At 67.2% G+C, this 13,146-nt stretch carries 12 protein-coding genes and 1 tRNA gene; 2 read left to right on the forward strand and 11 right to left on the reverse strand.

Translation table 11 applies throughout. The features are described 5' to 3' along the window. Nucleotides 1-120: 120 nt before the first annotated feature. The 5 genes from trmD to ffh all read right to left on the reverse strand — a co-directional run bounded on the left by trmD (nt 121) and on the right by ffh (nt 3,952). Complete coding sequence (gene trmD / locus MC375_RS15500) at nt 121-876, reverse strand: tRNA (guanosine(37)-N1)-methyltransferase TrmD (protein WP_242104329.1); 756 nt, start codon at nt 874-876, stop codon at nt 121-123. Nucleotides 877-918: 42 nt separating this feature from the next. Further along, complete coding sequence (rimM, locus tag MC375_RS15505) at nt 919-1,446, reverse strand: ribosome maturation factor RimM (RefSeq protein ID WP_242104330.1); 528 nt, start codon at nt 1,444-1,446, stop codon at nt 919-921. 37 nt (nt 1,447-1,483) lie between these two features. Next, nucleotides 1,484-1,741, reverse strand: coding sequence for a 30S ribosomal protein S16 (gene rpsP, locus MC375_RS15510; RefSeq protein ID WP_242104331.1), 258 nt, complete (start codon nt 1,739-1,741; stop codon nt 1,484-1,486). A 116-nt stretch (nt 1,742-1,857) separates the two neighbouring features. Then, nucleotides 1,858-2,559 carry a VIT family protein gene (locus MC375_RS15515; RefSeq protein WP_242104332.1) on the reverse strand — a complete coding sequence of 234 codons (702 nt, stop codon included), beginning with the start codon at nt 2,557-2,559 and terminating at the stop codon, nt 1,858-1,860. Nucleotides 2,560-2,587: 28 nt separating this feature from the next. Then, nucleotides 2,588-3,952, reverse strand: a complete 1,365-nt coding sequence (gene ffh / locus MC375_RS15520) for a signal recognition particle protein (RefSeq protein WP_242104333.1) — start codon at nt 3,950-3,952, stop codon at nt 2,588-2,590. Nucleotides 3,953-4,128: 176 nt separating this feature from the next. Here ffh and ccsA point away from each other — a divergent pair, with 176 nt between their 5' ends. Further along, a complete protein-coding gene (gene ccsA, locus MC375_RS15525) occupies nt 4,129-4,920 on the forward strand; it encodes a cytochrome c biogenesis protein CcsA (protein WP_242104334.1) in 792 nt (263 codons plus the stop codon). Between the two features lie 62 nt (nt 4,921-4,982). On the opposite strand, the gene radA is transcribed toward ccsA, so the two are convergent. Continuing rightward, the gene (radA, locus tag MC375_RS15530) at nt 4,983-6,374 is read right to left on the reverse strand and encodes a DNA repair protein RadA (protein ID WP_242104335.1); all 1,392 of its coding nucleotides are present in this window, start codon (nt 6,372-6,374) and stop codon (nt 4,983-4,985) included. A gap of 150 nt (nt 6,375-6,524) precedes the next feature. Between radA and MC375_RS15535 the strand changes: the two genes are divergently transcribed. Beyond that, the gene (locus MC375_RS15535; protein ID WP_242104336.1) at nt 6,525-8,195 is read left to right on the forward strand and encodes a GMC family oxidoreductase; all 1,671 of its coding nucleotides are present in this window, start codon (nt 6,525-6,527) and stop codon (nt 8,193-8,195) included. 93 nt (nt 8,196-8,288) lie between these two features. Here MC375_RS15535 and MC375_RS15540 read toward each other — a convergent pair whose 3' ends face one another. From MC375_RS15540 to ileS, 5 genes are all read right to left on the reverse strand, one after another. Continuing rightward, entirely contained in the window at nt 8,289-8,546 is a 258-nt protein-coding gene (locus MC375_RS15540) for a hypothetical protein (protein ID WP_242104337.1), read from the reverse strand. 20 nt (nt 8,547-8,566) lie between these two features. Further along, nucleotides 8,567-8,642, reverse strand: a tRNA-Thr gene (locus MC375_RS15545). A gap of 54 nt (nt 8,643-8,696) precedes the next feature. Further along, nucleotides 8,697-9,656 carry a 4-hydroxy-3-methylbut-2-enyl diphosphate reductase gene (gene ispH, locus MC375_RS15550; RefSeq protein ID WP_242104338.1) on the reverse strand — a complete coding sequence of 320 codons (960 nt, stop codon included), beginning with the start codon at nt 9,654-9,656 and terminating at the stop codon, nt 8,697-8,699. A gap of 74 nt (nt 9,657-9,730) precedes the next feature. Further along, nucleotides 9,731-10,228: a signal peptidase II gene (gene lspA, locus MC375_RS15555; protein ID WP_242104339.1), complete on the reverse strand. Its 498-nt coding sequence runs from the start codon at nt 10,226-10,228 to the stop codon at nt 9,731-9,733. A gap of 87 nt (nt 10,229-10,315) precedes the next feature. Next, the gene (gene ileS, locus MC375_RS15560) at nt 10,316-13,144 is read right to left on the reverse strand and encodes an isoleucine--tRNA ligase (RefSeq protein WP_242104629.1); all 2,829 of its coding nucleotides are present in this window, start codon (nt 13,142-13,144) and stop codon (nt 10,316-10,318) included. Nucleotides 13,145-13,146 lie beyond the last annotated feature (2 nt).

Genomic DNA, 13,146 nt, shown 5'->3' on the forward strand with positions numbered 1-13,146 from the left:
AGAGCTTAGTTGTATGCGCGAGTGCACGCGGACCCGCGTCATGGCCTTGGTGGAACGAAGCCGCGCATTATAGCGACAAAATTCCCTGTGATGCCATGGGGTTAGCGGACGCCGGGCCGGTCAGGACCGGGACTTCCTGAATTCATCCAGCAGCGCCTGGTCCGACTCGGACAAGACCGCCTCGTCGAGCAGGTCCGGCCGCCGCAGCCAGGTGCGGCCCAGGGCCTGCATCCGCCGCCAGCGGGCGATCTCGGCGTGGTTCCCCGACAGCAGTACTTCAGGCACCGGGCCCAGGGGGTGTTCCACCGGCCGGGTGTAATGCGGACAGTCCAGCAAGATGGGGCCTTCCTCACTGCCGGGTCCGAAGCTGTCCTGGAGGGCGGAATCGGCGTCGTTCAGCGCCCCCTCCTGCAGCCGGGCGATCGCGTCGATGACTACCGCCGCGGCCAGCTCGCCACCGGAGAGCACGTAATCGCCGATCGAAAGCTCCTCGTCGACCTCGGCCTGGATCAGGCGCTCGTCCACCCCCTCGTACCGTCCGCAGAGCAGGATCACGCGGCTGCGTGTGGCCAGCTCGCGCGCCTTCGCCTGGTCGAAACGTTCGCCCTGGGGGCTGAGATAGATCACCCTGGCCGGTGCGGGATCTGCCGCGCGCGCGGCGGTGATGGCCGCCTGCAGCGGATCGATCAGCATCACCATGCCCGGGCCGCCGCCGAAGGGACGGTCGTCGACCCGACGGTAGTTGCCTCCGGCGTAATCGCGCGGGTTCCAGCCATGGATCGACAGCAGTCCGCGCTCGCCCGCCCGCCCGACCACGCCGTGGCCGGCGATCTGGGCGACGAATTCGGGGAACAGGCTGATCAGGTCGATACGCATCGGAATTCCATCAGCCAGTGTAGGTGCGACTGGTAGGAGCGGCTAGAAATCCGCGTCCCAGTCCACCGTGATGACGCCGGTTTCGAAATCGACCTGCCGGATCACATCGGGCTGCACAAAGGGCAGCATGCGTTCGCGTTCGCCCTGCACCACCAGCACGTCGTTGGCTCCGGTGGAGAACAGATGGGATACGGTCCCGAAGTCGACCCCTTCCGCATTCCGCACGCGCAGGCCTTCCAGGTCGACCCAGTAGTACTCGCCTTCCTTGGCAGCCGGCAGCGTCGAACGCGGCACCCAGACCTCGGTGCCGCGCAGGGCCTCGGCGGCGTCGCGGTCGGCCACGTCCGGCAGCGTGGCGACGATGCCCTTGGCCGTTTCGCGCCCACGCGCGCCACTGAGTTCACGCTCGCGTCCGTGCGCGTCGCGCAGCGTCCACGGCTGGTAGCGGAGCACGGACGATTTCGGATCGGTGAAGGATTCGAGCTTCACTTCGCCGCGCACGCCGAACGCGCCGTGGATCCTGCCGATGAGGACGAGCCTGTCACCGGAGGGGCGCGTGGCGGTTTGCATGCGTCCAGCTGCGGCCGCGCGTCGCGCAGCCGGCGGATCAGGCGGCGGGTGCGGCCTTGGCGGCCTGCTTGTACAGATCGGCAACCTTGTCGGTCATCTGGGCGCCGTGACCCAGCCAGTGCTGCACGCGCTCGACATTGAGCTCGACGCGCTTTTCCTGGCCCGAAGCCACCGGGTTGTAGAAGCCGACGCGCTCGATGTTGCGGCCGTCGCGGGCGCTGCGGCTGTCGGTGACGATGATGTGGTAGAACGGACGCTTCTTCGCGCCGCCACGGGTGAGGCGGATCTTGACCATTGCTGTTCTCGGTATAGCCCAGCTGCCAGGGTGGCAGGGTAAGCCGGACATTCTAGAGCATTGGCAGGAGCCGCGAAACCCGGTCCCGCATTCGCAAGCGACACCAGGCTTGCCTGTCAGCCGGCGACCACGCCCCCGAACCAGTGCCCCAGGGCCGCGGTGAAGGCCATCGCCAGCGCGCTCCATACGCTCACGCGTAGCGCGCCGCGCGCGACTGGCGCGCCCCCCACCTTGGCCGCGACGCCACCCAGGATTGCGAGGCAGACCAGCGAAAATCCGGTGACCCACGGGCCGGCATGGTCCCGCGGCGCCAGCAGGACCACCGTGATGGGAAGCATGGCCCCGAGCGCGAACGCCCCCGCGGAAGCGAGCGCCGCCTGTACAGGCCGGGCACGCAGGGTCTCGGTGATCCCGAGCTCGTCGCGGGCGTGCGCGGCCAGCGCATCGTGTTCGCTGAGCTGGGTGGCGACCTGGTCGGCCAGCGCCGGGTCGAGCCCGCGCTTGACATAAATGGCTGCGAGTTCCTGATGCTCGGCTTCGGCGAAATTCTCGAGTTCGCCTTTTTCCTTGGCCAGGTCCGCCGCTTCAACGTCGGCCTGCGAGCTCACGGACACGTATTCGCCTGCGGCCATGGACATCGCCCCGCCCACCAGCCCCGCAAGACCGGCCAGCAGCACCTGGTGATGGCCGGCGTTGGCCGCAGCGATGCCGACCATCAGGCTCGCGGTCGAGACGATGCCGTCGTTGGCGCCGAGCACGGCGGCGCGCAGCCAGCCGGCGTGTTCGTTGCGATGGCGCTCGGCGTGCCGGCTGCGCATCACCCGATCCTGAGTCGAGTCCGCGCGATCACGGGAACGGCCGTCCCCGCCCGCCCATCATTCCGCCCAGGTTGCGCATCATCCCCTTCATGCCGCCACGGCCCAGCTTGCCCATCATCTTTTCCATCTGCTGGTACTGCTTCATCAGCTTGTTGACGTCGGCAGGCGTCATCCCCGCGCCCTTGGCGATGCGGGCGCGGCGCGAGCCGTTGAGCAGGGCGGGATTGCGCCGCTCCTTCTTGGTCATCGAGTTGATCAGCGCGATCTGGCGCGGGATCTCCTTGCCGGTGACCTGGCTCTTCACCGAATCGGGGATCTGGCCCATACCGGGCAGTTTGTCCATCAGTCCGGACAGGCCGCCCATGCTCTGCATCTGTTCCAGCTGCTCCTTGAGGTCGTTGAGGTCGAAACGCTTGCCCTTCACCACCTTGTCGGCCAGCTTGGCCATCTTGTCCTTGTCGACCTGCTGCTCCACCTGCTCGACCAGGCTGAGCACGTCGCCCATGTCGAGGATCCGGCCAGCGGCGCGATCGGGATGGAACACGTCCAGGCCGTCGGCCTTTTCCCCGGTACCGACGAACTTGATCGGCTTGCCGGTGATGTAGCGCACGCTGAGCGCTGCGCCGCCGCGCGCGTCGCCATCGGTCTTGGTCAGGACCACGCCGGTCAGCGGGAGCGCCTCACCGAACGCCTTCGCGGTGTTGGCCGCGTCCTGACCGGTCATCGCGTCGACCACGAATAGGGTTTCGACAGGATGGATCGCCGCGTGCAAGGCCTTGATCTCGGCCATCATCGCCGCGTCCACCGCAAGGCGGCCGGCGGTATCGACGATCAGCACGTCAGCGAAGGACTTGCGCGCATCGTCGATGGCCGCGCGCACGATGGCCTCCGGCTTCTGCGATGGGTCGGAGGGGAAGAAACCCACGTCCACCTGTTGCGCCAGCGTTTTCAGCTGCTCGATGGCGGCAGGACGGTAGACGTCGGCCGATACCACCATCACCTTCTTCTTGCGCTTCTCCTTCAGGTGCTTGGCGAGCTTGCCGACCGTGGTGGTCTTGCCCGCACCCTGCAGGCCGGCCATCAGGATCACCGCCGGAGCCGGGACGTTGAGGTTGAGTTCGCTGGCGGAGGCGCCCATCACGGTGGCCAGCTCGTCGCGAACGACCTTGATCAGCGCCTGGCCCGGGGTGAGCGATTTCAGGACTTCCTGTCCGACCGCGCGCACCTTGACCCGTTCGACCAGCGCCTGCACGACCGGCAGGGCCACGTCGGCTTCGAGCAGCGCGATGCGCACCTCGCGGGTGGCCTCACGGATGTTCTCCTCGGTCAGACGGCCGCGTCCGCGCAGGCGGTTGAGGGTGCCCGAGAGGCGCTGGGTAAGGGATTCGAACATGCCGAGGGCCTTGCAGATGCGGAAGGAACTGGCGCGAATTATAGGTCCCGCCTGCGTCGACGCTCGCCCTGCGCAGCCCGGCACAGCGAGGTCTCGGGATATTCGCGCGAAGGATGATGACCGTCCCGCGGCAGTATCAGCCACGCCCGGTGGCCCATTCGTGCCAAACTCCTCCGATGACAATCGTTCTCATCGCCGTCTTCGCCTACCTGTCGGCCACCGCCCTGCTGGTGCGGGCCGTGTCGAGGGATGACGATCAGTCGATGTCGGCACTCTGGTTATGGCCGGCCATCGCCGCCGTTGCAGCGCATGGCGGCTATCACCTACTCGCCTGGCGGGCCGCGGGCGGAGCGGACATGCACTTCTTCGCCGCACTGTCGCTGGTGGGCCTGGGCATGGCCACGCTCACCGCGTTGTTCGGAGCAACCGGCCGCATGCGCGCGCTAGGTGTGGTGGTCTTTCCGCTCGCGGCGATCATGCTGGCCGGTTATGCCATGGTCGGGCACAAGCCGCCCGAGCCGCATGACTGGCGGCTGCAACTGCACGCCTGGTGCGCGCTGTTGGCCTATTCAACCCTGGCGATCGCGGCGCTGCTGGCGCTGATGCTGTGGCTGCAGGAACGCGCGCTGCGCCGGCGCAAGTTCCATGGCTGGCTGCGCGCCCTGCCGCCGCTCACCGAACTCGAATCGCTGCTGTTCCGCAGCATCACCGTCGGTTTCGTCCTGCTCAGCGCAACCCTGCTCACCGGCGTGTTGTTCGTGGAGGATCTGTTCGCACAGCATCTGGTGCACAAGACCGTCCTCAGCGTGCTGTCATGGCTGGCCTTCGGCGCGCTGCTGGTCGGCCGCAGACGCTATGGCTGGCGTGGTGCGATTGCGGTGCGCTGGACGCTCGTGGCCATGGCCCTGCTGGGCCTGGCGTTTTTCGGCAGTCAGTTCGCTCTGGAGCTGGTTCTGCAACGGGGCTGAGGTCGCCGCGTTCCCGGCGAGTCGGCGCTGCGGCCGATGCGCATTGAACCCCAAGCCAGCCCTCAACCGGCGGCCTCGAGCGCGTCGCCGAGGCGCTCGACCGGCACCACCTGCATCCCCTTGTAGCTGCCCGCCTTCGGCGCATTGGCCTTGGCCACGATCGCGCGCTTGAACCCGTGGGTGGCGGCTTCCTTGAGCCGCTCCTCGCCGTTGGGGACCGGGCGGATTTCCCCGGACAACCCGACCTCACCGAAAGCGATGGTCTTGTCCGCGAGCGGTCGGTCGCGCAGCGAAGACAGCACAGCCAGCAGTACGGGCAGATCGGCCGCGGTTTCCTGCACCCGGATCCCGCCGACCACGTTGACGAACACATCCTGGTCGCCGACCCCGACGCCGCCATGCCTGTGCAGTACCGCCAGCAGCATCGCCATGCGGTTGCCTTCCAGGCCGACCGCGACGCGGCGCGGATTGGACAGCGGCGATGCATCCACCAGCGCCTGCACTTCCACCAACAGCGGCCGCGTGCCTTCGCGCGTGACCATGACGCAGCTGCCTGGCTGCTGGATGCTGCCTCCGGACAGGAAGATCGCCGAGGGGTTGGGAACTTCCTTGAGCCCCTTGTCGCCCATCGCGAACACGCCCAGCTCGTTGACCGCGCCGAAGCGGTTCTTGAAGGCCCGCAGGACGCGAAAACGCGAACCAGAATCGCCTTCGAAGTACAGCACCGCATCGACCATGTGTTCGAGCACGCGCGGGCCGGCGATGCCTCCCTCCTTGGTCACATGGCCGACCAGGAACACGGCAGCGCCGGTTTCCTTGGCGTAGCGCACGAGCCGGGCGGCGGATTCGCGCACCTGGCTGACCGACCCGGGTGCGGCGGTGAGCTGGTCGGTCCACAGGGTCTGGACCGAATCGGCCACGATCAGCCGCGGCCGCAATGCGACTGCCTGCTCGAGGATGCGTTCCACACCGGTTTCGGCCAGTGCATTCAATCCGTCGAGCGGCAGACCCAGTCGTGCAGCGCGACCGGCGACCTGCGCGAGCGATTCCTCGCCGGTCACATACAGGCTGCTCAGTGCCGGACCCGAGGAGGCCGACGACATCTGCGCCAGTGCCTGCAGCAGCAAGGTGGACTTGCCGATGCCCGGATCGCCGCCGACCAGGACCACCGCCCCCTCGACCAGGCCGCCGCCGAGCACACGATCGAACTCGCCGATCCCCGTGGATACGCGCGCGTCCTCGCTGTGCTGCACGTCCTTGAGCGCGGTAACCCGCGGCGGATCGACCTTGCCGGCCCAGCCGCCGCGCCGGGCAGGCCCGCCGCCGTTGGCGACCGATTCCACGACGAATTCGACCAGCGTGTTCCATGCCCCGCATTCGGCGCATTGGCCCTGCCATTTGGTGGATCCCGCTCCGCATTCGCTGCAGACGTAGCTGGTCCTGCTCTTGGCCATTGCGTTTGCAGTTCGCTTCTTTGGGGAGCCCACCTTACCGGGTCGGTGTCGCGCGACGCGAGACCGGGACGCATGACCGGTAAGCCCGCTCGCATGCGTTCAACTGAATCGTGCCGGTCGATGCACGCCAGCGGACCACGGAGCCAGACGTTGATCGAGGACTTTGGGACTGGAACAGGCACGTTCCACTGCGAGACCGACCTGTGCATCGTGGGCGCAGGCGCCGCCGGCATCACCATCGCAAACGCGTTTGCAGGCACCCGCCATCGGATATTGCTGCTCGAAAGCGGAGGCCTGACCTGCGAAGACGAATCGCAGCGCCTGCTGGAGGGTTCATCGGTGGGAGAGCCTGGCCTCCACCCTGCGCATAGCCGGCTGCGCGCTTACGGCGGCAGTTGCCGACTATGGGGCGGTGGCTGCCTGCCCCTGACCCCCGACGACTTCCAGCCGCGGGACTGGGTTCCCTACAGCGGCTGGCCGATCGGTTACCACGATCTTGAACCCTACTATCGACGTGCGCTGTCTGTATGCGGCCTGCATCGCCACAGGATCAGCAACGGCTCGTTCAATACCCGCGCCAGCAGTTTCCCGCATTCGCACGCATCCATGGACCTCGCGAACCGTGTGTTCGTCCAGAGCCCCGTGGAGTTCGGCGGCGCGACCGTGGCGCCGCTCGCGAACGCCGCCAACGTGCGCGTGCTGCTGCATGCCAACCTGATCGAATTGCACCCGGTGCCGAGTGCGGAATACGTGGTCGAGGCCAGCATCGGGTCGCTGGGCGGACGGCGCGGCACGGTCCGGGCCCGCCATTACGTCCTGGCCGCCGGCGGAATCGAGAACGCCCGGCTGCTGCTGCTTTCCGATTCAGTGGCCCGCGACGGACTGGGCAACCGGCACGACATGGTCGGCCGCTACTTCCAGGATCATCCGCGCTGCCGCCTTGGGATGCTTGCCGAAGGGCGGCTGGACCGGGTGATGCGACCTTTCGACAAAGCCACTCGCGGCGAGTACGCCGAACCGTGCCTCTCCAACGAGGCCCAACGCCGCCACCAGGTGCTCGCGTCGCGGATTCGGCCCTTTGCGGTCCATGCCGCTCCCTCCCCTGGCGTGCAGGCCTTGCGCGAACTCCGCGCGCGATTGCGTGGCAGGCCAGCGGAGGGCGCGATCGACAGCCGGATCGAACGCGAGGTTGCCGCGGTGCTGGACCGCGGACTACCGCTGCCGCTGCCGCAGCCAGACCACGAAGCCGTGCAGCCGGTGCGGGCTGCGCTGCATCTCGCGCGTCATGCCGGAGACGTGGGCAGGATGGTTCTGCGCAAATGTCGCGGGTATTCCCATCTGCGCCGGGAGCGGGTGGAGGTGATGGGCTTCTTCGAACAGGCCCCCAACCCGGACAGCCGGATCAGCCTGGAAGATCGCCGCGACGCCCTGGGGCAGCGCAGGGTCCGCGTGGACTGGAGATTGACCGACCTGGACCGGGCGACGCACCGGGTCGCGGCAAGACTGTTCGGCGCCGAACTCGCCCGCGTCCACGCGGCGAGGTTCGTACCGGAACCATGGGTGGAAGATCCGGCGGACGCGCCCGTTCTGCACGGCACGGCGCATCACCTCGGCACCACTCGCATGTCGGCCAATCCGCACGATGGTGTCGTCAACCGCCATTGTCGGGTCCATGGCATCGACAATCTTTACGTGGCAGGCAGTTCGGTCTTCCCGACCGGTGGCTGGGCCTATCCCACCTTCACCATCATTGCGCTCAGCCTGCGCCTTGCCGACCATCTGCGCAGCCGGCTGGACACGTTCGCACCGTTGATGGGTTGATCCGCAAGCGCGATCGCGCGCCGAACGATCGCCAGGCAAGTCCGGTTACCGGTTCGGTGACGACCCCTGGGCCGCGGATCTGGCTAACCAGCCTCAGGCGGTGAGGTCACTGCCTTCGCGCTTCTGCAGGATCTTCTCAGCCTGGGCATCGGCGGCGACGCGATGCTGCAGCGACTTGCACATCTCGATCCCGGCGGCGGTGAGCTGCATGCCGCCCTCGACATCCATCGCCAGCGCGCTTTCGTACAGCCGCTGCCGGATCGGCGCATCGGACACGGTCAACTCGGCACCCTGGTCGATGCGCTTGAGAACTTCGAGGAGGGCGAGGTCCTCGAGCGGGATAGGATCCATGCGGTGACCTTCGCGAAAAATGGTGCCGGAAACAGGAGTCGAACCTGCGACCTACGCATTACGAATGCGCCGCTCTACCAACTGAGCTATTCCGGCGAGGGGCGCATTCTAGCCGGGAAAGCGCGGCCCACCAAACCCGCCCTGAGGCGTTCAGACAAGCTGGATCCGGAGCTCCCTGGGCAGGGCGAAGACCATGTCCTCGCGCTGGCCTTCGAGCTCGCGCACCGCGTGCGCGCCCAGTTCGTGCAGTCGTTCGAGCACGCCATGCACCAGCACGTCCGGGGCCGAGGCGCCCGCGGTCACGCCGATATGGCGCCGCCCCTGGAGCCAGCGCGGATCGATTTCGGCTGCACCATCGATGAGGTGGGCTTCCACCCCTTCGCGTTCGGCCAGCTCACGCAGACGGTTGGAATTGGAACTGTTGGGCGAGCCGACCACCAGCACCAGGTCGCATTCCCTGCTCAGTTCACGCACCGCGTCCTGCCGGTTCTGGGTGGCGTAGCAGATGTCGTCGTTGCGCGGGCCCTGGATTGCCGGAAAGCGGGCCTTGAGCGCCGCGATGATCTCGCGAGTGTCGTCGACCGAAAGCGTGGTCTGGGTTGTATACGCCATGTTGTCGGGCTGGCCGGGCGCGAGCGTGGCCACATCGTCCATGTCTTCGACGAGGTAGATCTTCCCGGGCGAATCCTGGCCGTCGCCATCGGCCTGCCACTGGCCCATGGTGCCTTCCACTTCCGGATGGCCGGCGTGGCCGATCAGCACCATGTCCCGCCCCGCGCGGCATTGGCGCGCGACCTCCAGGTGGACCTTGGTCACCAACGGGCAGGTGGCGTCGAAGACCTTCAGCTTGCGCTGCGCCGCTTCGGCCCGCACCGCCTGCGAGACGCCGTGCGCGCTGAAGATGACCGTGGCGCCGTCCGGAACCTCGTCGAGCTCGTCGACGAACACCGCGCCGCGGTGCTTGAGTTCGGCCACCACGAAGCGGTTGTGCACCACTTCGTGGCGTACGTAGATCGGCGCGCCGAGCAGATCGATGGCGCGCTTGACGATCTCGATCGCGCGATCGACGCCGGCACAGAAGCCGCGGGGGTTGGCGAGGACGATGTCCATGGCGGAATTTTACGCCCCGGGCCGCCGATCGGGCCGCGACCGGGAGGAAATGATGCCCAGGATGCTGCCTGCGTTCATCGCTTTGCGCCCTTCTTGCCGTCGAACAGGCCGAACAAGGCGATCCCGACCGCCCCGGCCACGATCGCCGAATCGGCGAGGTTGAACGCCGGCCAGTAATGGTCCCGCCAGTACCACTGGATGAAGTCGATCACGTGTCCATGCTGCAATCGGTCGATCACGTTGCCGACGGCCCCGCCGATCACCAGCGCGAACGGCAGCGCCGTCTTCCAGTCCGCGCGTGGAGTGCGCGACAGCCAGAACGCCAGCAGGCCGCTGATGACGAAGGCGAGCCCGGTGAAGAACCAGGTCTGCCAGCCGCCGGCATCGGCCAGGAAACTGAACGCGGCGCCCGTGTTGTAGGTGCGATACCAGTTCCAGAACCCGTCGATCACCGGGATCGCGGTGTACTCCGGCAGTGAGGACAGCACCCACTGCTTGGTCAGCTGGTCGAGTGCGATCACGGCGATGGACGCGAGCAGCCAGATCAGGGCGTTGGGTTTCGGGTTGGGCATGGATCGCTCGTTTGGGTGCCGTTCGCGCGGCATTGTTTCTGGAAGCTGAGGAAGCCGGACCGGTTCGGCCCAGTTCGGCTCGGAACGCTAGAACCAGCGGCGATCCTCGCCGGGCCCTTCGATATTGCCGACGCAGCGCGCGCACAGCTGCGGATGCGCCGCGACGGAACCGACGTCCGCACGCCGATGCCAGCAGCGCACGCACTTGATCTTCGTGGTCGGCACGGCGAGCACGGCAAGGTCCTGGATGCCTTCGTCGGCGACCACGTGCACATCGCCACTGATGAACAGGAAACGCAGCTCGTCGGCCAGCGGCGCCAGGCGACCTCTAACGAGCATGCCCTGCTCGGCGGGGCTGCAGCGCAGCGTGATCTCGGCGTCGAGCGCGGCGCCGATCTCGCCGTTGGCGCGCATCGGCTCCAGCACCTTGCTGACCTGTTCGCGCAGCGCCAGCAACTGGTCGAAGTCCTCCGCCGACAGGGCCGCTTCGCCTTCCAGCGGGGCCAGCCCTTCGTACCAGGTCGTGAACAGCACGTTGTCCTCGCGCTCGCCCGGCAGGAAACTCCACATCTCGTCGGCGGTGAACGCCAGGATCGGGGCGATCCAGCGGACGAAGGCTTCGGCGATGCGGAACATCGCGCTCTGCGCGCTGCGCCGGCCGTGCGAATCCTCCGGCATCGTGTAGAGCCGGTCCTTGGTGACATCCAGATACAGCGACCCCAGATCCACGCTGCAGAAGTTCGACAGCAGCTGCACGATCTCGGCGAAGTCATAGCGTTCGTAGGCGGCCGCGATGCGCTCCTGCACTTCGAAGGCGCGATGCACGATCCAGCGATCCAGCGCCACCATGTCGCCAAGCGGTCGCAGGTGCGCGGCCGGATCGAAACCGTGCAGGTTGCCCAGCAGGAATCGCGCGGTATTGCGGATCCGGCGATAGACGTCGCTGTTCTGCTTCAGGATCTTGTCCGACACCGACATCTCGGCGCTGAAGTCGGTCGCCGCCACCCACAGGCGCAGCACGTCCGCGCCCATCTGGTCGATGACCTTCTGCGGCACCACCACGTTGCCGAGCGACTTGGACATCTTCCTGCCGTTCTCGTCGACCGTGAAGCCGTGGGTGAGCACCTGCCGGTAAGGCGCCGTGCCGTCCATCGCCACGCCGGTGAGCAGCGCGCTGTGGAACCAACCGCGGTGCTGGTCGGAACCTTCCAGGTACAGGTCGGCCGGCTTGCGCAAACCGTCCTGCGGGCGCTGGGCCAGCACGCATTCATGGCTGGCGCCGGAGTCGAACCACACGTCGAGGATGTCGGTGACCTTCTCGTAGCGCGCGGCATCCTCGCCCAGCACTTCTTCGGGCTTCAGCGCATACCAGGCCTCGACGCCCTCGACCTGCACCCGGTCCGCGACCTGGTGCATCAGCTCGACCGTGCGCGGATGCGGCTCCCCGGTTTCCCGATCGAAGAACAATGCGATCGGCACACCCCAGTAGCGCTGGCGCGAGATGGTCCAGTCGGGGCGGTGTTCGATCATGCCGTAGATGCGGGCTTCACCCCACTCCGGCACCCACGACACTTCGGGGATTGCGGCCAGGGCATCGCGGCGCAGCCCGGCCTGCTCCATCGAAATGAACCACTGCGGCGTGGCGCGGAACACCACTGGCGTCTTGTGCCTCCAGCAGTGCGGATAACTGTGGTTGAACCTGGCGAACGCGAGCAGCGCGCCGCTGTCGCGCAGGGCGTCGACGATCAGCTCGTTCGCCTTCCAGATGTGCACGCCCGCCAGTGCGACCTCGCCGAGCGGCGGAGTGGATGGCAGGTAGACGCCGCGGCCGTCGACCGGATTGATTTGCGCTGCGGTGTACTTCTCGAGCAGACCGTACTGCTGGCCCACCGCGAAGTCTTCCTGGCCGTGGCCAGGCGCGGTGTGGACGGCGCCGGTGCCGTCTTCGGCGGACACGTGGCTGCCCACCAGCAGGGGGATGTCGCGCCCGGCATATGCGCTGCTCAACGAAGCAAATGGATGCGCGAGCAGCAGCAGTTCCAGGGCCGCACCGGTCGCGCGACCGTGTACGACCGTTTCGTCCACGCCGTAGCGCTGCAACGCCTTGGGCACCAGCGCCTCGGCGACGACCAGCCAGCGCCGCCTGCCGCCGTGTGCGGGGCCTTCCACCAGCGCGTATTCGAGCTCCGCACCTACGCTCACCGCCAACGAGGCGGGTAACGTCCATGGCGTGGTCGTCCAGATCGGTACGGCGACTTCGACGTCGGCCGGAATCTCGATGCCGAAGGCGCGCGCGAATGCCTGCGCGTCGCGCGCCGGGTATGCGATGTCGACCGCAGGCGACACCTTGTCCTGGTATTCGATCTCCGCTTCCGCCAGCGCCGAGCCGCAGTCGAAGCACCAGTACACGGGCTTGACCCCGCGTACCAGGTGACCGCGTTCGATGATCCTGGCCAGCGAACGCAGGATGTCCGCTTCATAGCGGAAATCCATGGTCAGGTACGGCTTCTGCCAGTCGCCAACGACACCCAGGCGCTGGAAGTCGCGACGCTGCAGATCGATCTGGGTGGTCGCGTACTCGCGACACTTCGCACGGAATGCGGCGGCATCGAGTTTGTCGCCGACTTTGCCGAATTCCTTCTCCACCTTGTGCTCGATCGGCAGACCATGGCAGTCCCAGCCCGGCACGTAGGGCGCATCAAAGCCAGCCAGCAGCCGCGACTTGACCACGATGTCCTTGAGCACCTTGTTGACCGCATGGCCGATGTGGATCTCGCCGTTGGCGTACGGCGGGCCGTCGTGCAGCACGAAGCGTTTTGCCCGCCCCTGCACCTTCTCGCGGATACGCGCGTACAGGTCCTCGCCCTCCCAGCGCGCGAGCGTGAGCGGCTCGCGCTTGGGCAGATCGCCACGCATCG

The organism is Lysobacter sp. M2-1, from assembly GCF_022662495.1.
Classification (GTDB): domain Bacteria; phylum Pseudomonadota; class Gammaproteobacteria; order Xanthomonadales; family Xanthomonadaceae; genus JAKPBU01.